This is a genomic window from Micromonospora sp. CA-259024 (assembly GCF_050936255.1).
Lineage (GTDB): Bacteria > Actinomycetota > Actinomycetes > Mycobacteriales > Micromonosporaceae > Micromonospora.
In genome coordinates this window covers 787315-810308 of sequence record NZ_JBNJND010000002.1, presented here as the reverse complement: position 1 = coordinate 810308, position 22994 = coordinate 787315, and the positions used below count along the sequence as shown (strand labels likewise).

The window sequence follows — 22994 nt, the reverse complement described above, 5'->3', positions numbered from 1 at the left end:
CCCCGCCTGCCCGCGGTGATCAAGAGGTTTTGCGTCACGACACGGCGCGCCGCATGACAGAAACCTCTTGATCACCGGGGCGAGTGGTGGGTGGGGTGAGCGGTGGTGGTGGGGGGTGGGGGTGGGGGTGATCTGGCCGGTTGGGGTCAGGTTGTGGGGGTGGGTTTCACGGTCGGTCCGGACGGGCTCGGCAGGCCCGGGGCCCCGCCCGGGATGCCGGGTGCTCCGCCCGGGACGCCGGGCACGCCGGGCGGGCCCGCATCGCCCGGTCTGCCGGGCACCCCGGGCGGCCCTGGCGGGCTCGGCTTGACCGTCGGCTGTACCGGGCTTGGCAGGCCGGGCTGGCTGGGCACCACGCTCGGCCCGGACGGGCCGGGGGTGGGCGGGCTGGGCTGGACCGCCGGTCCCGCCGGACTGGGCGCGGCCGGTCGGGGCTGGTCCGAGCCGGTCGCGGCGAGGGCGAGCGGGGTGGCGATGAGGATCGCCGCGAGGGTGCCCACCGCCCCCAACGTCACCGTGGCGCGGCGCCGGTGGCGCACCCGCCGCTCCGCTCGGTTCAACTGGTCATGCACGATCGGTGCCTCCTGGGCCAGGTCGGTGAGGGTGGAGCGGATGAGGTGCTCGAAGGGGTCCGTCATCGCCGTACCTCCAGCAGTTCGACGTCCGGCAGCAGTTCGCGCAGGCGCTTCACCGCCCGGTGGGTACGGCTGCGTACGGTGCCCACCGAGCAGCCCAGCAGTTCGGCCACCCGGGCTTCGGGTAGGTCCTCGTAGTAGCGAAGGACCACCACCGCCCGCTGCGCCGGCGGCAGGTGGCCCAGCGCGGCGCGCATCGCCAACCGCACGTCCGAGCCGCCGCTCGGGTCGGCGCCGACCGGTTCGTCCGCTGGGTTGAGTGGCGTCTCCCGCCACCGTCGCCATCGCCGCCACCAGCTGATCTGCTGGCGATACATCACCACACGTAGATACCCCTCGGGATCGGCGTGCCGAATGGTTCCCCACTTCGGGATGGTCCGCGCCAATGCCGACTGGAACAGGTCCTCGGCAGCGCCGCGGTCCCCGGTCAGTAGGTACGCGACCCGCATCAGCGCTGGAGTCCGGCTGCCGACGAACTCGGCCAGCCGGGCCCGCTCGTCCTCGTCCACCTACCACCCCCGTTTCGTTGTCACCCGTACAGACGCCCCAGGTCATCGTCGCTATCCACGATCCGAGGGGTTTTTCCGCCCGGAAGTGTCGGTCGGGACGGGTAACGTCCGGCCACCAACTGAAGAAGGGGTGCGGCGAATGGCGAGCGTGACGGGTTGGGCGGCGGCGTCGACACAGGGTGCTTATCCGCCGCTGCCCCGCGCGGTGGCGCAGTCCTTCTACCGCCGGATGCGGGCGGTCGCGCCGGCCGCCGTCGGTGCCATCGAACGGGACCGGGCGGGCGACCCCGAGCAGATCTTCTCCGACACCGCCTGCGGCCGGTTGGCCGGTTCCCTCGACGACGCGGGCCTGCGGGCGCTCGGGATGTGGACGCATCACTGGTGCATGCGCTTCTACGACGACGACACCCGCGTCGGCCGGCGGTTGGTTCGCGAGATCGCGGCTCGGCCGGGGCTGGGCTGGACGGCCGACGAGGTGCGTTGGATGCTGCGCGAGTCGGTCTCGGTCGGCCCGGCGGCCGCCGATCGGTTCACGCTGCCCCGGGCCGCCGCCGCGCAGCTGCCCCCGGCCGACCGGCCGCCCCCCGCGCAATGGTCCGAGGCCCAGGTGCCCCGCCAGCGACGCCCTGGCCTATCCGGTTGATCGTGGGGTTGGCGGGTGCTCGATCGACGAAGCCGTCGCCAGCCTCATGATCAAAGTTGTCGGGCGGGCCGGAGATCGGCTGCTGAGTGGCTGCGGCAGGATGGACGCGCACCGCCCCGACGGAAGGACGCCCCGATGCCCGCCAGCGCACCGACCATCCTCGCTACCAGCATGGGCTTCTTCCGCGGCGACCGCGGCCCCGCCGACCTGCGCCCCAGCCCGGTCTTCGAGCTGGCGGCCGAGCTGGCCGAGGCCGGTCCGCAGCCGCGGGTCTGCTACCTCGGGCAGGCCGTCGGCGACCAGCCCACCTCGCTGAGCGCCGTCTACGGCGCGTTCGCCGACACCCGGTTCCGGCTGTCGCACCTCGCCCTGTTCCCCATGCCGAACGTCGAGGACGTCCGCGCCCACCTGCTCGCCCAGGACGTGATCTGGGTCGGCGGCGGCAGCGTCGCCAACCTGGTCGCCGTCTGGCGGGTGCACGGGCTCGACGAGATCCTGCACGAATGCTGGCAGGCCGGCGTGGTGCTGGCCGGCGTCTCCGCCGGCTCGATCTGCTGGCACGTCGGCGGTGCCACCGACAGCTTCGGCCCCCGGCTGCGGGGCTTCACCGAGGGCCTGGCCTGGCTGCCGTACGGCAACGGGGTGCACTACGACAGCGAGGGTCAGCGTCGGCCGCTCATGCACGAGCTGGTGGGCGACGGGACGCTGCCGACCAGCCACTGCACCGACGACGGGGTCGGCCTGGTCTACCGGGGCACCCGGCTGGTCGAGGCAATCGCGGACCGCGAGGGCGTTTCGGCGTACGAGGTGAGTCGCGGCGTGGACGGCAGCGTCCGGGAGGCGGTCATCGCTCCCCGCCTGCTCGGCTGAGAACCGGTCAGACCCGGTCCTCGAACGCGGCGCACACGGTCGCCCGCGCCTGCGGCCCCTCGATCGCCCGCAGCAACTCCCGGGCGAGGGCGATCTGGTGCCCCTCGTCAACCGCCTTGTCCATCGGGGTCAGCTCCACCCGCCACCGGAAGTAGAGGTAGTCGTCCTCATCGGTGGCGGCCAGTCGCGGGTCGGCGTCCTCGTTGGCATTGATCTCCAGCAGGTTGCCGCGTACGTCCACCGAGTCCCGTCGGTAGGGCACCGCGTCGGGCAGCCGGGTGCGGATCAGGTCCAGCAGCTCCGCCGCCGTCAGCGGGCCGTCGACCATGATGAGGAACTGCAACGTCGTCTGCACGTCTGCCACCTTGCCAGATGCGGAACCGCTCAATCGAGCGGGAGGAACGGGCCGTTGTCGAACTTGCCGCCCCGGCGCAGCACCGAGAACTGCACCTTGTGCGGCACGTGCGTGTCCATCAGCTCGCGGCGCAGGTGGGTGAAGTCGGTGCCCAGGTCGAAGCTGGCGAGCTGACCGTTCTCGTTGATCCGGCGCAGCATCGTCTTGCGTAGCCGGGTCCCGTCCGGCGCCCGCGACAGGGAGCGTTCGGCCAGGTCGAAGAAGGTTTTGTCGTCGACGATGAGCGCCACGTCGATGTCGGAGTCCGGGCGGGCGGTGCCGCGTACCCGGCTGCCGTGGGCGACCAGGTCCCCGTCGGGCAGCCCGGCCTGCCGTTGAGTCTGCCGGGCGCCCCGGGCGAACCGGGTCCACTGTCGTTCGGTGAAGCCCTGCGGTATCTGGCGGGCGGCCCGGGTGGTCGCCGCCTCGGCCGCCTCGCCGGCCACGTCGTCGGCCCGCCGCATCATGCTCCGGGCGGCCTGCGCCACGATGCCCCGGGCAGCCGTCGTGGCGCCGTCCGGCAGGTCCCGCCGACGCCCGGTTACGCTGGCTCGCCCGACTGCCGGCGGCGCAGCACGGCGTCGAAGACCTGCGCCAGCTCGGCGGCGTCCTCGCCGGCATGGTGTGTGTGCGGCACGTCGTGCAGACCCAACTCGTGTTTGATCTTGCCCTTGCGGGTCTGGACCCACTCGCTGCCGGTCAACCCCATCCAGTAGCTGCGCAGGTCGACCCCGGAGCCGGTGGCACCGAACGGGCTGTGGCCGACGAAGCGCACGAAGTACCAGTGCACGAACATGCCGTCCCAGACCGCGGGTGCGGCGAGGAAGACCGGCCGGCCGATCCGGCGCAACCCGTTGACCCAGGCCGCCGCCGCGGACATCGCCTCCGGCGCGGTGGGTGCCTCGCGGAGCAGGCGGTCCCGGTCCAGACCCGACACAGCCAGCGCGGCCGGGACGAACTCGTCGGAGATGGGCCGCAACTCGGTGTAGAACGTCAGATCCGGGCGACCGGCCACGGCCATGCCCAGCGAGATCATGCTGTACGGCCCGGGGATCGGCCCGTCCGCCTCCACGTCGACGCCGATGTACAGCTCGGGCAGGGGAGAGGTCATCCCAGCACCACCCCGATGGCCTGGTCGATCAACATGTTGAGGACGATGTCGGTGAGCTTCTTGAAGACCGGGATCTCCAGCAGTGAGGCACCGAACGTCGGCGCGGCCGTCGCGATCGCCTGGATGATCTGCACCAGCAGGATGATCAGCTGGACGATCACGTTGATCTTCAGGGCGAGGACGATCAGCGCGCACACGAAGAGCGTCGCGGCGACCATCTGCGCACCGGTGCCACCGTCGCGGAGCACCGATATCGCCGAGCCGCCCGCCTCCCAGCGCTGCTGGAACGCGGCCAGCGCGTCGCCCTGGTTGCCGTCCAGCACCCGCTGCGCGGCCGCGGTGCCCTCCGCCGCCGCGTTGTTCAACGAGTCGGCCATCTCCATCCACATCTGGCCGAGCTCGAACATCTTCGTCTCGTCCGACTTGGGCCAGGTGTAGCCCAGTTCGTTGAGCAAGCCGGCGAGTTCGCCGGGCAGCATGATGCCCATCGATCCGCCTACCAGCTCATCGTCGTGAACTGGGCGTCGTTGTCCTGCTCGACCAGGTCGTACTGGTCGGCCATCAGGCTCAACCCGTCACCGAAGCCGCGCAGCCCGTCGACGACCGACCCGAGGCACTCGGCCGCGATCTCCTCGGCCACCTGGTACGACATGCCGATCAGACCGCCCACGTCGTCGTCACCGAAGATGTCGCCCATCGAGGCCGTCCGCGCGCGTAGCGCCTCCCACTGTCCGGCGATCTGCTCGGCCACCGTCGTCAGGTGGCTGCCGCCCTGCCGTAACGCGGGTGGATGCACCTGTAGGTCGTCGTGCATGCCGTCACCTCGCTGCCTGCTGGATGCGCCGCACCGCGTCGGTGAGCGCATCGGTCATCGCCGCCATGCTGCGAATGGACTCGTTCTGCAGCTCGTCGAGCTGCTGGCCCAGGGCCACCGGGTCCACCGGGGGCGCGTCCGCTGCCTCGCCCGCCTGGAGTCGCAGGTCGTCCAGCGCGGCGTTGACCGCCAGGGCGATCTGCTCGCCGAGCATCTCGGCGCCCATCCGCAGGGCCCGCGGGTCCACCGTCACCGACTCGACGCGCTGGCCGACCGCCACGACCTCGACCTGACCGCCCGCCGCGGAGCCGGTGCCCCGGGTCGGCTGGACGTCCAGGCCGTCGTCGGCGGGAGCCTGACCGGTCGACCGCATCGACGCCAGCGCCTGTCGGGTCTGCTGGAACAGTCGGTCGAATTCCGTCACCTGGTCCACAACGCCCCCTAACGCCGCACGCGACATCGAAGAGGGTAGCAACGGGACTCCAGCGCCAGGACCCGCCAGGACACCACCACGGCTGCCCCTGGTCCGGTCGAATCGGAGCCGCCTGGACCGGACCGGTCGCCACCGGCGTAAGCTGGCCCGTCGTGAGTCTCACCATCGGCATCGTCGGCCTGCCCAACGTCGGCAAGAGCACGCTTTTCAACGCGTTGACCAAGAACGACGTGCTGGCGGCGAACTACCCGTTCGCCACCATCGAGCCCAACGTCGGCGTGGTCGGGCTGCCCGACGAGCGGCTGGGCAAGCTGGCCGAGATCTTCTCCTCGCAGAAGGTGCTGCCGGCCCCGGTGTCGTTCGTCGACATCGCCGGTCTGGTTCGTGGCGCCTCGAAGGGGCAGGGTCGAGGCAACGCCTTCCTGGCCAACATCCGGGACGCCTCGGCCATCTGCCAGGTCGTCCGGGCCTTCTCCGACCCGAACGTGGTGCACGTCGACGGCAAGGTCTCCCCGGCCGACGACATCGAGACGATCAACACCGAGCTGATCCTCGCCGACCTGCAGACCCTGGACAAGGCGCTGCCCCGGTTGGAGAAGGAGGCCAAACTCCGCAAGGACCGGGCCGCCGCGGTCGCCGCGGCGAAGGCAGCCATCGAGGTTCTCGACGGCGGCACCACTCTCTACTCCGGTGCCGCCGCCGCCAAGATCGAGCTGGAGCACCTGCGTGAGCTGCACCTGCTCACCACCAAGCCCTTCCTGTACGTCTTCAACGTCGACGAGGCCGAGCTGGCCAACGAGTCGTTCCTCGACGAGCTGCGCGCCCTGGTCGCCCCCGCCGAGGCCGTCTTCATGGACGCCAAGATCGAATCTGAGCTGGTGGACCTGCCCGAGGAGGAGGCCCGCGAGTTGCTGGAGTCGATCGGGCAGAACGAGCCCGGCCTCAACCAGCTCGTCCGGGTCGGCTTCCGCACCCTCGGCCTCCAGACGTACCTCACGGCCGGCCCCAAGGAAGCGCGAGCCTGGACCGTCCCGGTCGGCGCCACCGCGCCGGAGGCCGCTGGTGTCATCCACTCCGACTTCCAGCGCGGTTTCATCAAGGCCGAGGTGGTCTCGTACCACGACCTGGTCGAGCACGGTTCGATGGCGGCAGCCAAGGCGGCGGGCAAGGTCCGCATCGAGGGCAAGGAGTACGTCATGCAGGACGGCGACGTGGTGGAGTTCCGCTTCAACGTCTGAATCCGGCTCGATCTGGCAGGCCATTCGGTTGAGCTGTCGCCTGCTCGGCTCCGCTCCGCCTTGGCAGGGGCGTGATCGACTCTGGTTCCTTGAAATGGGGTATCCGCGCGATCCTTCCTCAACGGCGTGGTGCAACGTCAGGGTCGGACGGCCTTCTCGCCATGTACGGCTGCGTACTCCGCTGCGAGCCATGGCCCAAGGTCGTCGATGAGTTGGCGTAGTACAGCCGGATCCGCCGAAGGCGCGCGCCCGATCTTGGCAGCTGAGCGCATCTGCTCGGCGCGTTCTGGATAGTAGAAACCAAACGCCTTGGCGGACTCGATGAGGTCGCTTGTCCAGCCTCCCCAACGAGGCATGATCAGAGTGAACCCCGTCCTGACGATGCGACGAGCGACGAGCCGGCTGAGACCCTTACGTTGGTTGTCGGTGTTCGCTTTGGCCGCCTGCCTGCGCCAATCTGGAAGCGCCAGGGACAGGTCGCCGTTTGTCTCGCGGGCGAGCAGGGGAGTGGGCCGGTAACAGGGGAGTTTTTCGGCGAGGTCGTCGCCCAGCAGGGGAGTGCACAGACAGGCGACGAAGAAGCCGAGATCGTGGCGTTCAAGCTCGCTGAGCAGGGTGCGTGCGCTGAACAGCAGGATGCCCACGCCGTCAATCTCGTCGAAGGACTGGTTGAGGGCTTGCTCGATTCGCCTGGCATCCAGCCGATCGGCCTCGGTTGGCTCGGCGTGCAGGGCGAGCAGCAGGTCAAGATCCGAGAGCCCGGAAATGGCGGTGCCACGCGGGATGCTGCCGTAGATGTAGGCGCTGTGCAGTCGGTCGCCGCCGAAAGCCTCGACTAGCCGAGCGCGTGCTGCGTCGACAACACCGGCGAATGCGTGTGGGACCCGACTCAGCGCACCTTCGCGGGCAATCGATCCATCGACGTTCAGTCCTCTTCCGGCCATGGGGTCACTCTGCCGGAGCATCCGATCTTTGCCGAGTGGCTTTTCCGGGCACGGACTTCTCAGGGCCATGGGAGTGCAGTGACCAGTTGGGTGGCGACCGACCCAGACAAAAGCGGGAGTAAGAGTAGGGAGGCTCAGGAGGCCTTTCTGCAGAACCTGCTCGGTCGAGCCGCAGGTCAGGACGCCGTGTTGGTTGCCTGCGGGGTGGTCAAGGAGCCCGAGGTGCAGGGTGAACATCGGGTCGAAGTCCTCCTTCGCCAGTCGGCGACCTCGACCGAGTGCGGGCGCAACGCAGCCTCAACTCGCCGAACCGTGTGATGCGTCAGGGACCCCGGCTCCGGGTTCATGGCTACCAACTGCGTCGCGCAACAAAAGGTTGCGCATGGCTGGTGAGTGTCATAGGTTGGGTGCAACCAAAGGTTGCGAAAGGTTGTGAGCATGGAACAGGGAACGATCGAACGGGACATCCACGTCGACGCGTCACCCGAGGTGGTCTTCGAGGTCGTCAGCCAGCCCGAGCACATGCGGGAGTGGTGGCCCGACGACGCGCGGTTCGAGTCGGTCGCCGGGGCACCCGGTGAGCTGGTCTGGCGTAACGCGGACACGGGCGAGACGACGACGGTCGCGCTCGCCGTCGTCGAGGTCGACCCCCCGAAGCGGTTCTCCTTCCGGTGGTGCTTCACCGGCCCGGACCGCAGTGGGCAGGCGCTGTTCGTCACCTTCGACCTGCTGCCGAGCGGTGCGGGGACGCTGGTCCGGATGACCGAGACCGGGTTCCGCGAGATGGGCTGGGAGGTCGCCGTCCTGGAGGAGCAGTACCGCGACCACGAGACCGGGTGGGACCACTACATCCCCAGGCTGGGCGCTTACGTCACGCGGCTGGTCTCGACGTCATGAGTACGGCGGTCGACGACGAGCTGTGGTCGGCGATCGGCGACCCCATTCGGCGTACGATGATCGATCTTCTTCTTTCCGACGGGCCAGGCACTGCCACGTCGTTGAGCAGGCGGCTACCCGTCACCCGCCAGGCGGTCTCGAAGCACCTGGCTGTTCTGGACCGGGTCGGGCTGATTCACGCCGAGCCGGCCGGTCGCGAGCGTCATTACCAGGTCGACGAGGCGCAGCTTGCCCGCGCGGTCGCCCAGTTGTCGGCGGTCGGCTCCACCTGGGATGCCCGACTCCGCCGGATCAAGCGCATCGCCGAGGCGATCGAACGCAACCGCCACACCAACGAAGGAGAATGACAATGGTCGACATCCTGCACCAGGTCGGTGTCGTCGCTTCGCTCGACGACGTCTATGCGGCGGTGGCAACTCCAGAGGGCGTCGCCGGTTGGTGGTCGATCGACACGACTGGCAAGAGCGAGGTCGGCGGAAGGTTGGCCGTCCGGTTCGGCGACGACGGTGGGTTCGACCTGGAGATCCTTGAGCTGGACCCCGCCGGCCGGGTGCGGTGGCGCGTCGTCGGCGGCCCCGAGGAGTGGATCGGTACCGAGATCAACTGGCGTCTCGACCAGCGCGGTCAGTACACGATCGTCCAGTTCGCGCACGCGGGCTGGCGGGAGCCGGTCGAGCTCATGCACCAGTGCAGCACCAAGTGGGCGATCTTCCTGATGAGTCTCAAGCAGCTGCTGGAGACGGGGCGCGGCAGGCCGGCGCCGGACGACGTTCAGATCAGCGACGGGCACTGATTTCGGGGACGGCTGTATCGCCGGGTGATCGCGCGCTCCGCCGTGAGATCGCGATCCCCCCGGCGAACAGGCGGAGGGTCACGCCGGCCGAACACGACCGTCTCGGCCGCGCTGGGCAGGGTGTACGCCGCCACGGCCACCGCGACCCAGGTGCCGCGCTGATCGTGCGGGGCGAGTGGGATGGCGAGCCACGTCACCGCGACTAACCTCCGCTGACGGCGCTCGGCTGCCACTGCCCGGGCGGTGGACGGCGAGCCGGCAGAGGCGCGGCAACCGGTGGGTCGCCGTGCTACCGCTCGGCCCAGACGCCCAGCTCGTTACCGCTGGGGTCGACGAAGTGGAACCTACGGCCACCGGGGAACTCGTACGGCCCGTTCACCACCTGACCGCCAGCGCTCTGCACAGCCTGGACGGACGTGTCCAGATCGCTTGAGTAGAGCAGCACGAGCGGGCCGCCCGCGCGGACCTCCTGGTCCAACCGGAGGCCGCCCACCTCGGGCGCGGACTCGCCGTGCGGGCTGCGAATGCCGGCGTACCCCGGACCGTAGTCGTTGAACTGCCAGCCGAACGCGTCGGTGTAGAAGCGCTTGGCCCGCTCCAGGTCGGTGACCGTGAGCTCCACGTAGTCGATGGCGTGGTGTCGCTGCGGAGAAGACTCAGACATGCGTCGGATTGTGCGCCCCGGGTACGACGGCACGGCTCAGTAGAGCTGTGGTGGCAGTCCCTTGCGGTCCACGACAGCCCGCACCTGCGCCTCCCACTTGAAGATCAGGTCGTTCCACTCGGGGGAGTCGAAGTAGTTCTCGATCGACCCGTCGAGGTCGAACTCGGGCATGTACATACCGACCACGCCCTTCTGGAGCAGCCCCTCCTCGAGGACGTCCTTCTCGCGCAGGATCAGGATCGGCAGGCCGAGCTGGTACGCCATCGCTGGCTCGATGTGCGACCAGGGACTTGTCATCCAGGTGTCGTCCAGCCGGTAGCTCTTCAGGCCGGCGAGATTGGTCCGGAAGTTGCCGCTACCCGTCTCGATGTACGTCCGTCTCAGGGCGATGGTGATGAGGCCGTTCGACTCCAACATCAGCCGCCTGATCGCCTTCAGCGGGGCGTCCATGTCGTAGTCGGTGACGCCGAGCGTGCGCGGGGCGAACCCTCGGGAGTCGAGGTAAGCGCACATCCGGTCGATGAACACCGCCTGCTCCCGCATGCACGGCTTGGGATAGCTCAAGAACACGGAGATCTTGAAGCGACCTCGGCTGCCCTTCGTCTCGGCTGCCATCACCCTCCCTGCGGCGGTCGCCCGTGATCAGGGCGGAGATCGACGGAATTGGCCCGGCCGGGGGAATGCGATTCTAGGACTTCGAGCGGAGTAGCGCGGCCCGTGGCCGGGCTTCCGGTGGACGGAGATGTGGGCCGTGCTGTCCGGCCCGGTGCACCTGACTACTTCAGGAGGGAGTTGAAGGTCGACCAGAACGTGTCCGGGTTGTAGCCGCGCTTGCTCAGCGGGCCGTCGAGGAACGATCGCGAATCGGCGACGAAGACCGGCTGGGCGACCAGGTCCTCGTAGAGCTGCACCGTCTTGGCGCGGCCACCGAGCCGCTCGGCCGCGACGAAGAACATGCCGCTGACCTGGTAGTTGAACGACCTCTGGTCGCTGTTGGCGGCGTAGAAGTTGTCGTTGGCCGGCAGCAGCCCGGCGGGCTTGAACTTCGCCCAGTTGCGGCCGACGAAGGCGCTGCGCTCCTTGAGGTTCTTGTTGGAGATGATTTCGACCCACTCCGCGAAGCCCTCGGCCACCCAGGTGGGTGAGTTGAGAATGCCCTGCGGCGACGTCTCGAGGAAGGCGACCCGGGGCATCAGGTGGGGCGCGATGGCATGGGCCATCTCGTGCGCTAGGACCCGTTCGGCCGCCTCGGGCGTCTTCAGCCGGTCCATGTCCAGGATGATCCGCGAGCCAGCCATCGACCGTTCCGGTGGGCCGTCCAGTTTCGGGGGGATGACGACAGGGCTGCCCTTCTCGTCGACGATCTCCGGGTTGTAGACGTAGCCGCTGGCGGTCTGAAGATCGCTGGAGGCGCCGAACCACTGGAGCTTCTGTTCGGTGGTGGCCAGCAGGACCATGAAACCCTTGGGCGCCTTGTGCTGGCCCCAGATGCCGCGGACGAGCGTGTTCGCCCGGGCGGCGATGGCGGTGAAGTTCGCGGGGTCCCACTTGCTGTCCTCGGGCGCGAGGATGGTGACCGACCCGGCGTACGCCGCGCGTAGCGGAAGGTTGTCCCACGGCGCGTTCTTGACCGGATTGCCGTAGGTCGCTGCGGCTGCGTCGACCGGTTTCACCGACGCGATCGAGATCTTTCTGCCGGACTGCAGGAAGACGTAGTCGTAGTCCTGCAGGCTGAACTCAAGATCTGCCTCGTAGCGCACCGCCGCGTGGATTCGGGCCTTGTGCAGGGTGGCGCCCTTGGAGAAGCCGGCCCCGGCGGGTTCGCCCATCTCGCTCACGGAGTTGACGGTCAGCGCGAACTGCTGCGGTCGCATCGCCCGGAGGTTGCGAAATCTCATCCGCTCGGCCGTGACCGACTCGGTCTGCGACGGATCGACCAGCGACAGCCACGCCTGCTCGTCGCCGGCCATCAGCGCTTTGGACCGATCTGCCGCGATTTGCTGTGACTGCTCCTGCCACTCGGCGTACGACAATTCGCTATTGGACGACCGACTGCCGCCGGGTGGCGAATCCTTTGACACACATGCGGTGCAAGCAAGCGCCGCCAGCACCACGATGACCGATTTGCGAACCCACATGTGCGTCTCCCCTGACGTGCGAATCTTCGGCATCCTACGGAAGCGAACGGTTCACAAGGGACCCCGGACGACGGGGAGCATTCTGCGGATTGGAGACCGACTCGGGTTCCTTGAGGTCGGAGTGTCAGGGGCACCCCCGTAACGAGGAACCGGAGCCGGTCAACCACCGCTGCCAGTCGGCGTGCCGCTCGGTGAGCCGGGCCCGCGGCAGGCCGGGTCGGTCAGGAGATGTGGTGCAGGATCACGTTGTGCACGTGGTGGCTCTTCTGCGCGCCACGGAACTCCACCTCGTAGGTGTGCGTGCCGACGTGGATGGCGATGGCGCCGGTGGAGAAGAACGTGCCGCCCCAGGACTTGTTGCTGACCACGCTCACGCTGGTGATCTTCGAGTACGGGATGCTGGTGATCGCATGCCGCTTCCCGACGAACGAGCGGTCCTGGATGATCACGCGTCGGTCGGTCAGCCCGATGAACCCGGTGCCGGTGCCGACGGCGTCGTAGACGGCGATGATCTGCTCACCGTCGAGGAGGCCACTCTCGATCTGCTGGACCTGCTCTTTGCGGTCGTACGCGATGTTCGCCATGCGTTCCAGGCTAGGAAACCGGTGCCAGCCTCAGCTCACCCGGATTCGGTGTGCGCGAGGACGACGAACTCGCCGTGGCCGACGGGCTCGCGGTGCCAGCCGCCGTGGATGTGGTCCACGGTGAAGCCCGCTGCAGTCAGAGAGTCACGCAGCTCGGCCTCGGTGCGGAAACGCAGCGTCGCCGAGCTGAGCAGTTCCTCGCCGTCGGCGAACCGGTAGTGGTGGATGAAGTCGACGACTCCGTCGCGTACCCCGGTGACCCTGGTCCACGCGCGGACCTCGCCGCCGTCCGGCAGGGTGATACGCCGCTGCGAATCCACCGGGTTCCACCGCTCCCAGCGGCGGTCCGCCGGGTCGCGGGCGTCGAACGCCAGCCGGCCGCCGGGTACGAGCGCCCGGCGCAGGTCGACGAGGGTACGCGTCCACTCCGCGTCGTCGACGAAGAACTGCGCCACGTGGCTGGTCAGGACCGCCACGTCGAACGCCCGGCCCGGCAGCAGGGCAGAGGTGCCCTCGATCCAGGTCACGCGCTCGGCGCCCGGCTTGGCGCGGGCGGCGGCGATGGACGCGCCAGCGGGGTCCACGCCGGTGACGGTGTGGCCGTCGGCGGCGAGGGCGATGGTGAGACGGCCGGTGCCGCAGCCCAGGTCGAGGACCCGGGCTGCCGGTGTCTCGTCGACGACCGCGCGGAAGAAGTCGTCGTCCGGCCCCCACGGGCACTCCGCGTCGTAGACCTGGACCAGGCGGCGGTGGCGGAACTCGCCGTGCCTCATCGAGCGTTCGCGTCGGTCGCGGCGCGAACGAACTCGCGTACCCGGGTGGTGGTGTTGCTGGGTAGCCAGACCGGCCCGCGTTCGATCGGTGGCGCGTCGTGGATCGGCACGTACGCGACGTCCGGCCGCGGGTAGTAGCGCCGAGTGTGCTCGCCCACCGGAAGCACGCCCCGGCCCAGCGCCACCAGGGACAGCGTCTCGGAGAAGGTGTTCCCGGCGGGCCCTCTCGGCACCGGTCGGCCGGACGGGGTGCGCTCCGGGGTCCGGTCCCGCTTGAACTCGGCCGAGGTGACCGTCGGGTACTGCACCACCGGGTGATCGGCGAGCACCTCCAGCGACACCGATCCTTCCCGGGTGAGCGGGTGACCCGCGGCCACCGCCAGCGCCCGGCCCTCGGAGAGCAGCGCCCGGCCGGTGGCCATCCCGTCGAAGGGGTACGAGGCGATCAGGACGTCCGTGGAGCCGTCGAGCAGCCCGGACCGGGTGGTGGACAGCTGCGCCTCGTGCACCTCGACCTGGCAGTCGGGGTGCCGCTCGGTGAACAGGGCCACCGCGCGGAGCAGCACCGGCGCGGTCCACTCACCGAGGAACGCTACCCGTAGCGTCCCGGTGACGCCCCGGCCGGCGTCGACCGCGCGGCGGACCGCCTCGTCCATCCCGGCGACCAGTGGGGCCAGGTCGTCGGCGAGGTTCCGGCCGATCGGAGTGAGCTGGACGACCCGGCTGGTCCGGGCGAACAGCGGCGCACCGATCTGGCGCTCCAGCTTCTTGATCACGTGGCTGACCCGGCCGGTGCTGACACCCAACCGCTCGGCGGTCCGGCCGAAGTGCAGCTCCGTGGCGAGGGTCAGGAACGTCTCGACCTCGTACCGCTCCAGCACATGACCCCCACCGTTGACCTGTGGGCAACGATCGTAGCGGCATCAGGTCTTGGTCGGCGTCCTCCGCCCGAGGATCGTGAACGCGGTAGGGAAACACGGACCGAAAGGCTGCGAGATGAGCATCGACGAAAACCGGACCGGCGTGAGCGCGGTGCGGGTGACTGGCTTCGACCACCTGGTGCTGACCGTCGCGGATGTGGAGCGAGCCCTCGACTTCTACTGCGGTCGGCTCGGTCTGGCGCCGGTACGTGTCGACGAGTGGCGCGCGGGCGCTGTCCCGTTCCCGTCGGTGCGGATCAGCCCCGACAGCATCATCGACCTCGTCCTAGGCGAGCGGCAGGGCGCGAACGTCGACCACATCTGTCTGGTGGTGGCACCGCTGGACTGGGCCCCGGTGGTCGACTCCGGCGCCTTCACGGTGCTGACCGGGCCGGTCAGCCGGTTCGGCGCCCGCGGGTCGGCGACCTCGATCTACGTGCAGGACCCGGACGGCAACTCCGTGGAGCTGCGCTGGTACCCACAGGACGTCCCTTCCTGAGGCGTCCACCCAGCTCAGGACTCCGTGACCGCCCGGTACGCGTCCTCGATGCGGGCGGCCAACAGGACCTCGCCCTCGGTCAGTGGCTCGCCGTTGCCGTGCCCGACCCGGATCTGGGTGCTGTCGGACCCGCGACTGATCTCGGGGCGCAGGTGCAGCGCGTCGGCGACGACCTTGACCCGTTCAGTTAGTGCCGCGTGTTGGGTATCGTCGATCACGAGCGTGCGTCGGATCTCCTCCCCTTCCCGCGTCCAACCAGATAGCAAGGTCAAGGCGTCGGATAGGTAGTCGTGCTTGGCCCTGCTGTTGAACAGCACGCGCATCACCGCACCCCCCAAGCGCCGTTGCCGGCTTGTGGCCAAATCGTCGCCATCCCGTGTCTTGTCGGTGCCCTCTAGTCTCTCGCCGCTCGGAAGGGGTGTCCACGCCCACACTTCCGAGTTCTATTGGCCTAGCGGACGGCTACGGTACCCAAACCGCTGATTGATCTGGCACCCTGGACGCCCGTGCGGACCGAACGGGCTAATGGTGGCGGGCAGGCCGAACGACGGGACCTGAAGGTGATCGTCGGCGCGGCGATCATCCGGGACGGGCGGGTGCTCGCCTGTGCGCGTGCCGCCCCGCCCGAGGTGGCGGGGATGTGGGAGTTTCCCGGTGGGAAGGTCGAGCCGGGGGAGGCCGAGACCGACGCGCTCATCCGGGAGTGCGCGGAGGAACTGGCCGTACGCGTCGAGATCGGCGACCGGGTCGGCCGCAACGTGCGGATGGCGCACGGCCGGTCGGTGCTCAAGGTTTACGCCGCCCGCCTGCTCGGCGGTGATCAGCCACAGGCCCTGGAGCACGAGGCGCTCCGCTGGCTCGCCGCGGACGAACTGGACTCGGTCACCTGGCTCCCCGCCGACGCCCCCATCGTGGCGGCCCTCCGCCCCCTGCTAACCACCCCCTAACCCCACCCAGCCCACCCACCCCTGCCCTCGGTGATCATGAAGTTATTGCCACGACACGCCGAGCGGCATGGCAATAACTTCATGATCACCGGGGCCGGGCCGGGCCGGGGCCGGCCGGGGGAAAGGGGACGGGGGCCTACGGCTGTTGCCGCGGCCCCCGTTGTCGTTCAGGTGATCAGTGCTTGTTGTCCTGCTCGGGGTGCGCGAAGTTGAGGTGCTCCGGAGGCAGCGGGAAGGTCACGTCATCGCCGAACGGCGACGGCGCGGCGGCCCGGTCGAAGGTGAGTTCGGTCAGCGGCAGCTTGCCCCGGTCGTCGACCGCCGGAGCGGTCGGGTGGGGCACCTCCCGGTCCCAGTTGACACCGCTCTGCGCCTGCGCCTCGGCCCGCGGGTCGTGGGAGCCACCCGCGTGCGAGTGCAACCCACCCCTGGTCGCGCCCGACGACGTCGCCGAGCCCTGACGGGCGGTGGTCACGCTGGTCTGGGGCGTCTCGCCCCGACGGAAGATCTTGCTACCAAGCCACACAAGGGGATCGTACCTGCGGTCGACGACCCGCTCCTTCATGGGGATGATCCCGTTGTCAGTGATCTTGATGTGCTCCGGGCAGACCTCGGTACAGCACTTGGTGATATTGCAGAAGCCGAGGCCCTGTTCGGCCTGCGCGTACTCCTTGCGGTCGGTCCGGGAGTCCAACGGGTGCATGTCCAGCTCGGCCGCCCGGATGAAGTACCGGGGGCCGGAGAACGCCATCTTGTTCTCCTCGTGATCACGGATCACGTGGCAGACGGTCTGGCACAGGAAGCACTCGATGCACTTGCGGAACTCCTGCGAGCGCTCGACGTCGACCTGCTGCATCCGGTAGTCGCCCGGGGCCACGTCCGCCGGCGGCGCGAACGCCGGGGTCTCCCGGGCCTTCTCGTAGTTGAACGAGACATCGGTGACCAGGTCCCGGATGACCGGGAAGGTACGCAGCGGGGTGACCGTGACGGTCTCGTCGTCGCCGAAGGTCGACATCCGGGTCATGCAGCCCAGCCGCGGCTTGCCGTTGATCTCCATGGAGCAGGAGCCGCACTTGCCGGCCTTGCAGTTCCACCGGCAGGCCAGGTCCGGCGCGTCGGTCGCCTGCAAGCGGTGGATGACGTCGAGGACGACCTCGCCCTCGTTCACCTCGACCATGTAGTCCTGCAGGTCACCGCCGGTCTCGTCACCCCGCCAGATCCGGAACTGACGCTTCGCGCTCATCGGTTGTCCGCCTCTCCAGCGTCGGCGACGAGGGCGTCGTAGTCAGCCAGCTCCTCGTCGGTGAGGTACTTGGCCAGCTCCGCCCGGTCGAAGAGGCCGATCAGCTCCGGCCGCATCTTCGGCAGCGGCTTACGGGTCAGCCGCACGGTGTCGCCGTCCAGCGAGCAGACCAGGTTCACCTGCCGCCACTTCGGTTCCATCGTCGGGTAGTCCTCCCGGGTGTGCCCGCCGCGCGACTCCTGCCGCTCCAGCGCCGCCTTCGCGGTGCACTCCGAGACCACCAGCATGTTGCGCAGGTCCAGAGCCAGGTGCCAGCCCGGGTTGTAGCGCCGGCCGCCGGCCGCGCTCACCTTTGCCACCCGCTCCCGCAGCTCGGCCAGCTTGCCCAGCGCGTCGGCCAACTCGCCCTCCCGGCGGATGATGCCGACCAGATCTCCCATGACCGCCTGGAGGTCCTGCTGCAGGGTGTACGGGCTCTCGCCGGTGCCCCGCTGCAACGGAGCCAGCGCGGTCTCCACCGCGGCCTCGACGGCGTCCACGGCCACCTTCGGCCGGGCACCCAACCCGTCGGCGTAGCTGGCCGCGTGCCCACCCGCCCGCTTGCCGAAGACCAGCAGGTCGGACAGGGAGTTGCCGCCCAGCCGGTTGGAGCCGTGCATGCCCCCGGAGACCTCACCGGCGGCGAACAGCCCGCGTACGTGGCCGAAGGCGGCGCCCGAGTCCGGGTCCACCTCCACGCCACCCATCACGTAGTGGCAGGTCGGCCCGACCTCCATCGGCTCGGCCGTGATGTCGACGTCGGCCAGCTCCTTGAACTGGTGGTACATCGACGGCAGTCGCCGCCGGATCTCGTCGGCCGAGCGCCGGCTCGCGATGTCCAGGAAGACACCACCGGCGGGGGAGCCCCGACCGGCCTTGACCTCACTGTTGATCGCACGGGCCACCTCGTCGCGGGGCAGCAACTCCGGTGGGCGCCGGTTGTTGTCCGGGTCGGTGTACCAGCGGTCCGCCTCCTCCTCGGTCTCCGCGTACTGCTTGCGGAAGACGTCGGGGACGTAGTCGAACATGAACCGCTTGCCCTCGGAGTTCTTCAGGACACCGCCGTCACCACGAACCGATTCGGTGACCAGGATGCCCTTCACTGAGGGCGGCCACACCATGCCGGTCGGGTGGAACTGGAGGAACTCCATGTTGATCAGAGTCGCCCCGGCGCGCAGCGCCAACGCGTGCCCGTCCCCGGTGTACTCCCAGGAGTTCGAGGTGACCTTGTAGGAGCGTCCGACACCACCGGTGGCCAGCACGACGGCCGGCGCCTCGAAGAGAATGAACTCCCCGGACTCGCGGTAGTAACCGAACGCGCCGGCGACCCGGTCACCGTCGAGCAGCAGCTCGGTGATGGTGGTCTCGGAGAACACCTTGATCCGGGCGTCGTACGAGCCGAACTCCCGGTGATCCTCCTGTTGCAGCGAGACGATCTTCTGCTGGAGGGTGCGGATCAGCTCCAGGCCGGTCCGGTCGCCCACGTGGGCCAGGCGCGGGTACTCGTGGCCGCCGAAGTTGCGCTGCGAGATCTTGCCGTCCTTGGTGCGGTCGAAGAGCGCACCGTACGTCTCCAGCTCCCAGATCCGCTGCGGCGACTCCTTCGCGTGCAGCTCGGCCATCCGGAAGTTGTTGAGGAACTTGCCACCGCGCATGGTGTCGCGGAAGTGCACCTGCCAGTTGTCCCGGCTGTTCACGTTGCCCATCGCGGCGGCGGCGCCGCCCTCGGCCATCACCGTGTGCGCCTTGCCGAAGAGCGACTTGGAGATGATCGCGGTCTTCTTGCCGGCGAGTCGGGCCTCGATCGCCGCGCGCAGACCGGCGCCGCCGGCCCCGATGACGACGACGTCGTAGTGGTGTCGTTCGATGCGAGTGGTAGTGGTCATGTCAGGGGCCCTTTAGTTGATGAACCGCAGGTCGGAGAACCAGCCGGCCGCGAGCGCCATGATGTAGAAGTCGGCCAGCGCCAGGGTGCCGAGGGTGATCCAGGCGAGCTGCATGTGCCGGACGTTCAACGCCGAGACGAACGTCCAGGCCCGGTAGCGCACCGGGTGCTTGGAGAAGTGCTTGAGCCGGCCACCGATGATGTGCCGGCAGGAGTGGCAGGAGATGGTGTACGCCCAGAGCATCACCACGTTGAGCAGCAGAATGATGTTGCCGAGCCCGAAGCCGAAACCCTCCGGCGAGTGGAAGGCGAGGATGGCGTCCCACGTGTTGATCAGCGAGATGATCGCGGCGGCGTAGAAGAAGTAGCGGTGCAGGTTCTGACCGAGCAGCGGGAAGCGGGTCTCACCGCCGTACTCCTTGTGACCGTCCGGCACGGCGCAGGCCGGCGGCGACAGCCAGAACGACCGGTAGTAGGCCTTGCGGTAGTAGTAGCAGGTCAACCGGAACAGCAGCAGGAACGGCAGGGTCAGCGCGGCGTCCGGGATGATCCACCAGCCGGGCAGGAACCGGCCGAAGTGCGAGGCTGCCTCGACGCACCGGTCGGTCACACACGGGGAGTAGAACGGGGTCAGGTAGTGGTACTCGTCGACCCAGTAGTTGTCGTGCATGAACACCCGGACCGTCGCGTACGCGACCCAGGCGCTGAGCCCGATCACAGTGATCAGCGGGGCGAACCACCATCGGTCGGTACGCAACGTCTTCGCCGCGATGGCGGCGCGCGCCCGCGCTCCCCGCGGCTTCGTTGCCGATGAAGTCATTCGAGTCGTCTCCTCGACGGGCCCGTACGGGCGGGCTGTTCTTTCTCCGGTCGGCACGCGGACCGGCGAACCCGCACCCGCTGCCACGTCAAGCGCACACCAACGACCACGCCGGATCGCCCGACGCAGCTAAGTGACACACGTTACGCCGATCTTTGCGGGCCGTCCGCGCAAGGGAGTGTCCCGTGTGTCTGGCCTGCGGAAAAGCCCTGGCACGCCGATCGATGGCGCGTTGTTAAGAAGGTCACTGCCCGCCCAATCGGCTCAGCCGGACGCGCCCCCGGTGAAGTGCCAGGACGCCAGCCGCAGCGAGGGCGCCGCCCACCATGCACCGTCCACGCGATCCGGTTGGCGCATCGCCCGCGCGCCCAACCCGAGCACGGCCCCGGGCCCGAGCGCCCGCGGGTACGACTCGGTGAACCGCAGGTCGCGTACCGCCCGCACCACCGTGCCGTCCTCGATCAGCCAGACGCCGTTGCGGGTCAACCCGGTGACGACCAGGCTCTTCGGGTCGAGTACCCGGGTGTACCAGAGGTCGGTGACCAGCAGCCCTCGGCGTACGTCGGCGACCAGCGCGGCGGTGTCCGTGTCGACCACCGCGCCGGCGGCCCCGCCGCTGGTGCTGCGCCCCACCGCGCTGGCCGGGCCGGCCGTCGCGCCGGACAACCGCAGGTTGCGCGCCATCGGGCCCCAGGTGGCACCGCCCGCGATGGCGTGCCCGGTGGACTCCGCACCGGCCTCGGCGGCGGTACGCCGGTCGTGCGCCACCGCCCGGGTGGTGCCCGCCTCGACCAGGGTCAGCGCCCGTCGGCCGGTGCCCTCCGCGTCGAACGGCAGACCCGACGCGCCCAGCGGATCGTCCACCAGGGTCACCGCCCGGTCGAACTGGGCCGCCCCGGGCTCGGCGAACGACTGCCGCTCGGCGTACCGCTTGCCGTTGAAGCCGTACCAGGAGAGGTTCTGCAGCAGGTCCGCCACGGCGGCCGGCTCGAACACCACCTCGTAACGCCCCGGCGGCAGCTCGACCGGGTCGGCCGCCGCCTGCGCCTTCGCGGCGGCGTGTGAGCCCAGCTCGGCACCGTCGAGGTCGGAGAGTCGGTCGGCGCAGCGCCGGGCCACCCCGTCGGCGCCGTCGCGGCGGGCGATGCCGTCCATCGCCGCCTCCGTGGAGCGGCCGTACGCCGTGTGCCCGGCCGAGTTGGCGAACGCCGACGAGCGGTGCGCGGTGCGGCAGTAACCGGCGGTGCTGAGGCCCCCGGCGGCGGCCACGAACGCCCCCACCCGGTCGGCCCGCTGATCCGGCTCGGCGTGCGCGGTGGCCTCGTCGACGGGCGGCGCGACCGGCATGGGCGTGGGCGGCGTGAGCCCTGGCCAGCCCGGGTCGGGCGGGCACAGCCGCGCCGCGGCCAGGGTGCGCTCGACCAGCGCGCGCAGCCCGTCGGCGGTGACCACGCTGCCGCTGCCGGCGGTGGTCCGACCATCGATGTGCAGCCGCAGCCGGACCCCGACGGTCGACTCCGCGACGTTCTGGTGGATGGCAGAGTTGGCGAACCGGGTCAGCGCCAGATCCGACCGCGTCACCACAGCCTCGGCCTCCGCGCCCGGGCCGCCGAGCCGCCGGACCAGCTCGACGACCTGCCCGGCCAGCTCCAACTCGCCAGCCCCGCTCACGCTGATCCACCTTTCGTTCGCGACTGCGGGGCTCGCAAACCCGGCTCACTCCTCGCGCTCACGCTGAGACCCCGACCCGGACGTTGCGGAACCGGGCCGGCGCTGCCGGGTGGCCGGTGTGCCCGGTCTGGCCGGGCTGACCCTTGCCACAGTTGGGCGTGCCCCAGGAGACCGTCTCGCTGGAGAGCATGTCCATCGAGCGCCAGAAGAGCGGGCCGATGCCGGTGTAGGTGGGATTGCGCAGCATCCGCCCCCGCCGACCCTTCTTGATCTCCCAGCCGACCTCGCAGCCGAACTGGAAGTTGAGCCGCTTGTCGTCGATCGACCAGGACCGGTTGAGGTCCATCAGCACGCCGTCGTCGGTGGCCGCGATGATCTCCTCCAGGGTGTGCGGGCCGGGTTCCAGACCGACGTTGGTCATCCGCACCATCGGCAGACGGGCCCACCCGTCGGCCCGTACGCTGCCGCCGTAGTCGAGACTGGCCATGGCGGCGGAGTCCCGACCGGCGAGCACGCCCACCCAGCGCCCGTCGCGGACCGCGTCCCGCTTGACCGCGGGGGAGCCCTCATCGTCGAAGCCGAAGCTGCCCAGCGCGCCCGGGATGGTCGGGTCGATGGTGATGTTCATCAGCTCCGAGCCGTAGCGCAGCGAGCCGAGCTGGGCCAGGTCCAGCCAGGACGTACCGGCGAACGCGGCCTCCCAACCGAGGATCCGGTCCAGCTCGATGGCGTGCCCGACCGACTCGTGGATCTGCAGGGCCAACTGCTCGCCGCCGAGGATCAGATCCGTCTCACCGGCCGGGCAGGGCGGCGCGGTGAGCAGCGCCCGCGACTCCTCGGCGATCTGCGCGGCGTGCGCGGCGAGATCCAGCGACTCGACCAGCTCCCATCCCGTGGTGCCGTACTGGCCTCGGTAGCTGGGCCAGGAGCGGCGCTGCGTCTCGCCGTCACCGATCGAGGTGGCCGAGATGCCGCCACCGCACTCGCGGATCCGCTGGTCGATCCGGTGGCCCTCGCTGGAGACGAACCACTTCGCGGTGTCCCAGATCTGGTACAGGCCCTCGGCCAGGTCCGCGCCGTGCTCGACCATGGTGCGGGTCGCGCCGACCAGCAGGTCGCCCTTGTCCGACAGGGGCACCCCGAGCGGGTCGGTCTGGCAACCGGAGGCCCAGCTCGCGGTGACCGCCTGGACCGGCACCAGGTCGACCGGGGGGCCGGGCACCCGCGCGCTCGCCATGGCGGTCCGCGTCGCGCGCCGGCCGGCGTCGCGGGCGGCGGCGTCCGACAGATCGGGTACGGCGTGGAAGCCCCAGCTCGCCCCGACCAGCGCCCGGACCCCGAGCCCGATGCTCTCGTCCTGGGTCAGCTCCTCCACGTCGCCGTTGCGCGCCGTCATCGACTCGTAGCGGCGGTGCATCACCCGGGCGTCGGCGTACCGGGCGCCCGCGTCGAGGGCTGCCTGGACGGCGGCGGTGGCCGCGTCGAACTCGGTCATGGAAAGACCCTAGGCCAGCCGACCGACACCCGTCA

At 69.7% G+C, this 22994-nt stretch carries 29 protein-coding genes; 8 read left to right on the top strand and 21 right to left on the bottom strand.

Translation table 11 applies throughout. From position 1 onward, the window contains the following. Positions 1 to 146: 146 nt before the first annotated feature. Positions 147 to 638, bottom strand: coding sequence for a hypothetical protein (locus ACQEUX_RS23100; RefSeq protein ID WP_433052021.1), 492 nt, complete (start codon positions 636 to 638; stop codon positions 147 to 149). Continuing rightward, positions 635 to 1144 carry a SigE family RNA polymerase sigma factor gene (locus ACQEUX_RS23095; RefSeq protein WP_433052018.1) on the bottom strand — a complete coding sequence of 170 codons (510 nt, stop codon included), beginning with the start codon at positions 1142 to 1144 and terminating at the stop codon, positions 635 to 637. Before ACQEUX_RS23095 ends, ACQEUX_RS23100 begins: the two co-directional genes overlap by 4 nt. A gap of 139 nt (positions 1145 to 1283) precedes the next feature. Here ACQEUX_RS23095 and ACQEUX_RS23090 point away from each other — a divergent pair, with 139 nt between their 5' ends. Next, the gene (locus ACQEUX_RS23090; protein ID WP_433052015.1) at positions 1284 to 1787 is read left to right on the top strand and encodes a hypothetical protein; all 504 of its coding nucleotides are present in this window, start codon (positions 1284 to 1286) and stop codon (positions 1785 to 1787) included. A 135-nt stretch (positions 1788 to 1922) separates the two neighbouring features. Beyond that, the gene (locus ACQEUX_RS23085; protein ID WP_433052012.1) at positions 1923 to 2657 is read left to right on the top strand and encodes a Type 1 glutamine amidotransferase-like domain-containing protein; all 735 of its coding nucleotides are present in this window, start codon (positions 1923 to 1925) and stop codon (positions 2655 to 2657) included. Positions 2658 to 2664: 7 nt separating this feature from the next. On the opposite strand, the gene ACQEUX_RS23080 is transcribed toward ACQEUX_RS23085, so the two are convergent. Genes ACQEUX_RS23080 through ACQEUX_RS23055 form a run of 6 tightly spaced genes read right to left on the bottom strand, consistent with a single transcriptional unit; the run spans position 2665 to position 5400 of the window. Next, complete coding sequence (locus ACQEUX_RS23080) at positions 2665 to 3012, bottom strand: hypothetical protein (protein ID WP_433052009.1); 348 nt, start codon at positions 3010 to 3012, stop codon at positions 2665 to 2667. Positions 3013 to 3041: 29 nt separating this feature from the next. Continuing rightward, positions 3042 to 3539: a nucleotidyltransferase domain-containing protein gene (locus tag ACQEUX_RS23075; RefSeq protein ID WP_433052006.1), complete on the bottom strand. Its 498-nt coding sequence runs from the start codon at positions 3537 to 3539 to the stop codon at positions 3042 to 3044. Between the two features lie 53 nt (positions 3540 to 3592). Beyond that, a complete protein-coding gene (locus tag ACQEUX_RS23070) occupies positions 3593 to 4162 on the bottom strand; it encodes an exonuclease (RefSeq protein WP_433052003.1) in 570 nt (189 codons plus the stop codon). Next, positions 4159 to 4650, bottom strand: a complete 492-nt coding sequence (locus ACQEUX_RS23065; RefSeq protein ID WP_433051999.1) for a hypothetical protein — start codon at positions 4648 to 4650, stop codon at positions 4159 to 4161. Before ACQEUX_RS23065 ends, ACQEUX_RS23070 begins: the two co-directional genes overlap by 4 nt. A gap of 8 nt (positions 4651 to 4658) precedes the next feature. Next, a complete protein-coding gene (locus ACQEUX_RS23060) occupies positions 4659 to 4976 on the bottom strand; it encodes a hypothetical protein (protein WP_433051997.1) in 318 nt (105 codons plus the stop codon). 4 nt (positions 4977 to 4980) lie between these two features. Further along, the gene (locus ACQEUX_RS23055) at positions 4981 to 5400 is read right to left on the bottom strand and encodes a YbaB/EbfC family nucleoid-associated protein (RefSeq protein ID WP_433051994.1); all 420 of its coding nucleotides are present in this window, start codon (positions 5398 to 5400) and stop codon (positions 4981 to 4983) included. Positions 5401 to 5561: 161 nt separating this feature from the next. Between ACQEUX_RS23055 and ychF the strand changes: the two genes are divergently transcribed. Further along, the gene (ychF, locus tag ACQEUX_RS23050) at positions 5562 to 6647 is read left to right on the top strand and encodes a redox-regulated ATPase YchF (RefSeq protein ID WP_433051991.1); all 1086 of its coding nucleotides are present in this window, start codon (positions 5562 to 5564) and stop codon (positions 6645 to 6647) included. A gap of 137 nt (positions 6648 to 6784) precedes the next feature. On the opposite strand, the gene ACQEUX_RS23045 is transcribed toward ychF, so the two are convergent. Beyond that, the gene (locus ACQEUX_RS23045) at positions 6785 to 7591 is read right to left on the bottom strand and encodes a hypothetical protein (protein ID WP_433051988.1); all 807 of its coding nucleotides are present in this window, start codon (positions 7589 to 7591) and stop codon (positions 6785 to 6787) included. Positions 7592 to 8029: 438 nt separating this feature from the next. On the opposite strand from ACQEUX_RS23045, the gene ACQEUX_RS23040 reads away from it, so the two are divergent. The 3 genes from ACQEUX_RS23040 to ACQEUX_RS23030 are packed head-to-tail and all read left to right on the top strand — an operon-like array spanning position 8030 to position 9281. Continuing rightward, a complete protein-coding gene (locus ACQEUX_RS23040; RefSeq protein WP_433051985.1) occupies positions 8030 to 8488 on the top strand; it encodes an SRPBCC domain-containing protein in 459 nt (152 codons plus the stop codon). Beyond that, positions 8485 to 8835 (top strand): ArsR/SmtB family transcription factor, encoded by a 351-nt coding sequence (locus tag ACQEUX_RS23035; protein ID WP_433051982.1) that lies wholly within the window; start codon positions 8485 to 8487, stop codon positions 8833 to 8835. Before ACQEUX_RS23040 ends, ACQEUX_RS23035 begins: the two co-directional genes overlap by 4 nt. Before the next feature lie 2 nt (positions 8836 to 8837). Then, positions 8838 to 9281: an SRPBCC family protein gene (locus tag ACQEUX_RS23030; protein WP_433051979.1), complete on the top strand. Its 444-nt coding sequence runs from the start codon at positions 8838 to 8840 to the stop codon at positions 9279 to 9281. 289 nt (positions 9282 to 9570) lie between these two features. On the opposite strand, the gene ACQEUX_RS23025 is transcribed toward ACQEUX_RS23030, so the two are convergent. The 6 genes from ACQEUX_RS23025 to ACQEUX_RS23000 form a co-directional block, all read right to left on the bottom strand. After that, positions 9571 to 9945: a VOC family protein gene (locus tag ACQEUX_RS23025; protein ID WP_433051976.1), complete on the bottom strand. Its 375-nt coding sequence runs from the start codon at positions 9943 to 9945 to the stop codon at positions 9571 to 9573. 36 nt (positions 9946 to 9981) lie between these two features. Next, positions 9982 to 10560 (bottom strand): hypothetical protein, encoded by a 579-nt coding sequence (locus ACQEUX_RS23020; protein WP_433051973.1) that lies wholly within the window; start codon positions 10558 to 10560, stop codon positions 9982 to 9984. A 161-nt stretch (positions 10561 to 10721) separates the two neighbouring features. Next, a complete protein-coding gene (locus tag ACQEUX_RS23015) occupies positions 10722 to 11915 on the bottom strand; it encodes a hypothetical protein (RefSeq protein WP_433051970.1) in 1194 nt (397 codons plus the stop codon). A 389-nt stretch (positions 11916 to 12304) separates the two neighbouring features. Next, on the bottom strand, positions 12305 to 12667 hold the full coding sequence (locus ACQEUX_RS23010) for a PH domain-containing protein (protein ID WP_007464929.1): 363 nt from the start codon (positions 12665 to 12667) through the stop codon (positions 12305 to 12307). A gap of 35 nt (positions 12668 to 12702) precedes the next feature. Further along, on the bottom strand, positions 12703 to 13440 hold the full coding sequence (locus tag ACQEUX_RS23005; protein WP_433051966.1) for a class I SAM-dependent methyltransferase: 738 nt from the start codon (positions 13438 to 13440) through the stop codon (positions 12703 to 12705). After that, the gene (locus tag ACQEUX_RS23000; protein ID WP_433051963.1) at positions 13437 to 14321 is read right to left on the bottom strand and encodes a LysR family transcriptional regulator; all 885 of its coding nucleotides are present in this window, start codon (positions 14319 to 14321) and stop codon (positions 13437 to 13439) included. Before ACQEUX_RS23000 ends, ACQEUX_RS23005 begins: the two co-directional genes overlap by 4 nt. A 115-nt stretch (positions 14322 to 14436) precedes the next feature. Here ACQEUX_RS23000 and ACQEUX_RS22995 point away from each other — a divergent pair, with 115 nt between their 5' ends. Then, positions 14437 to 14859, top strand: coding sequence for a VOC family protein (locus ACQEUX_RS22995; RefSeq protein WP_433051960.1), 423 nt, complete (start codon positions 14437 to 14439; stop codon positions 14857 to 14859). 14 nt (positions 14860 to 14873) lie between these two features. Here ACQEUX_RS22995 and ACQEUX_RS22990 read toward each other — a convergent pair whose 3' ends face one another. After that, the gene (locus tag ACQEUX_RS22990; RefSeq protein ID WP_433051957.1) at positions 14874 to 15182 is read right to left on the bottom strand and encodes a 4a-hydroxytetrahydrobiopterin dehydratase; all 309 of its coding nucleotides are present in this window, start codon (positions 15180 to 15182) and stop codon (positions 14874 to 14876) included. A gap of 183 nt (positions 15183 to 15365) precedes the next feature. Between ACQEUX_RS22990 and ACQEUX_RS22985 the strand changes: the two genes are divergently transcribed. After that, positions 15366 to 15806: a (deoxy)nucleoside triphosphate pyrophosphohydrolase gene (locus tag ACQEUX_RS22985; protein WP_433051954.1), complete on the top strand. Its 441-nt coding sequence runs from the start codon at positions 15366 to 15368 to the stop codon at positions 15804 to 15806. 175 nt (positions 15807 to 15981) lie between these two features. Here ACQEUX_RS22985 and ACQEUX_RS22980 read toward each other — a convergent pair whose 3' ends face one another. From ACQEUX_RS22980 to ACQEUX_RS22960, 5 genes are all read right to left on the bottom strand, one after another. Further along, a complete protein-coding gene (locus ACQEUX_RS22980) occupies positions 15982 to 17049 on the bottom strand; it encodes a succinate dehydrogenase/fumarate reductase iron-sulfur subunit (RefSeq protein ID WP_433051951.1) in 1068 nt (355 codons plus the stop codon). Next, positions 17046 to 18974: a fumarate reductase/succinate dehydrogenase flavoprotein subunit gene (locus ACQEUX_RS22975; protein ID WP_433051948.1), complete on the bottom strand. Its 1929-nt coding sequence runs from the start codon at positions 18972 to 18974 to the stop codon at positions 17046 to 17048. The genes ACQEUX_RS22980 and ACQEUX_RS22975 overlap by 4 nt, the downstream gene beginning before the upstream one ends. 12 nt (positions 18975 to 18986) lie before the next feature. After that, complete coding sequence (locus ACQEUX_RS22970) at positions 18987 to 19793, bottom strand: hypothetical protein (protein WP_433051945.1); 807 nt, start codon at positions 19791 to 19793, stop codon at positions 18987 to 18989. A 264-nt stretch (positions 19794 to 20057) separates the two neighbouring features. Next, positions 20058 to 21464 carry a TldD/PmbA family protein gene (locus ACQEUX_RS22965; RefSeq protein WP_433051942.1) on the bottom strand — a complete coding sequence of 469 codons (1407 nt, stop codon included), beginning with the start codon at positions 21462 to 21464 and terminating at the stop codon, positions 20058 to 20060. 58 nt (positions 21465 to 21522) lie between these two features. Next, positions 21523 to 22959 carry a TldD/PmbA family protein gene (locus ACQEUX_RS22960; RefSeq protein ID WP_433051939.1) on the bottom strand — a complete coding sequence of 479 codons (1437 nt, stop codon included), beginning with the start codon at positions 22957 to 22959 and terminating at the stop codon, positions 21523 to 21525. Positions 22960 to 22994 lie beyond the last annotated feature (35 nt).

Coding starts and splice junctions, on each gene's coding strand:
- ACQEUX_RS23040 (WP_433051985.1), top strand. CDS start 8,030: ATGGAACAGGGAACGATCGAACGGGACATCCACGTCGACGCGTCACCC.
- ACQEUX_RS23100 (WP_433052021.1), bottom strand. CDS start 638: ATGACGGACCCCTTCGAGCACCTCATCCGCTCCACCCTCACCGACCTG.
- ACQEUX_RS23085 (WP_433052012.1), top strand. CDS start 1,923: ATGCCCGCCAGCGCACCGACCATCCTCGCTACCAGCATGGGCTTCTTC.
- ACQEUX_RS23060 (WP_433051997.1), bottom strand. CDS start 4,976: ATGCACGACGACCTACAGGTGCATCCACCCGCGTTACGGCAGGGCGGC.
- ACQEUX_RS23030 (WP_433051979.1), top strand. CDS start 8,838: ATGGTCGACATCCTGCACCAGGTCGGTGTCGTCGCTTCGCTCGACGAC.
- ACQEUX_RS23070 (WP_433052003.1), bottom strand. CDS start 4,162: ATGACCTCTCCCCTGCCCGAGCTGTACATCGGCGTCGACGTGGAGGCG.
- ACQEUX_RS22970 (WP_433051945.1), bottom strand. CDS start 19,793: ATGACTTCATCGGCAACGAAGCCGCGGGGAGCGCGGGCGCGCGCCGCC.
- ACQEUX_RS23010 (WP_007464929.1), bottom strand. CDS start 12,667: ATGGCGAACATCGCGTACGACCGCAAAGAGCAGGTCCAGCAGATCGAG.
- ACQEUX_RS23045 (WP_433051988.1), bottom strand. CDS start 7,591: ATGGCCGGAAGAGGACTGAACGTCGATGGATCGATTGCCCGCGAAGGT.
- ACQEUX_RS22980 (WP_433051951.1), bottom strand. CDS start 17,049: ATGAGCGCGAAGCGTCAGTTCCGGATCTGGCGGGGTGACGAGACCGGC.
- ACQEUX_RS22975 (WP_433051948.1), bottom strand. CDS start 18,974: ATGACCACTACCACTCGCATCGAACGACACCACTACGACGTCGTCGTC.
- ACQEUX_RS23020 (WP_433051973.1), bottom strand. CDS start 10,560: ATGGCAGCCGAGACGAAGGGCAGCCGAGGTCGCTTCAAGATCTCCGTG.
- ACQEUX_RS22960 (WP_433051939.1), bottom strand. CDS start 22,959: ATGACCGAGTTCGACGCGGCCACCGCCGCCGTCCAGGCAGCCCTCGAC.
- ACQEUX_RS23065 (WP_433051999.1), bottom strand. CDS start 4,650: ATGGGCATCATGCTGCCCGGCGAACTCGCCGGCTTGCTCAACGAACTG.
- ACQEUX_RS23035 (WP_433051982.1), top strand. CDS start 8,485: ATGAGTACGGCGGTCGACGACGAGCTGTGGTCGGCGATCGGCGACCCC.
- ACQEUX_RS23090 (WP_433052015.1), top strand. CDS start 1,284: ATGGCGAGCGTGACGGGTTGGGCGGCGGCGTCGACACAGGGTGCTTAT.
- ACQEUX_RS22990 (WP_433051957.1), bottom strand. CDS start 15,182: ATGCGCGTGCTGTTCAACAGCAGGGCCAAGCACGACTACCTATCCGAC.
- ACQEUX_RS22995 (WP_433051960.1), top strand. CDS start 14,437: ATGAGCATCGACGAAAACCGGACCGGCGTGAGCGCGGTGCGGGTGACT.
- ACQEUX_RS23015 (WP_433051970.1), bottom strand. CDS start 11,915: ATGGCCGGCGACGAGCAGGCGTGGCTGTCGCTGGTCGATCCGTCGCAG.
- ACQEUX_RS23005 (WP_433051966.1), bottom strand. CDS start 13,440: ATGAGGCACGGCGAGTTCCGCCACCGCCGCCTGGTCCAGGTCTACGAC.
- ACQEUX_RS23025 (WP_433051976.1), bottom strand. CDS start 9,945: ATGTCTGAGTCTTCTCCGCAGCGACACCACGCCATCGACTACGTGGAG.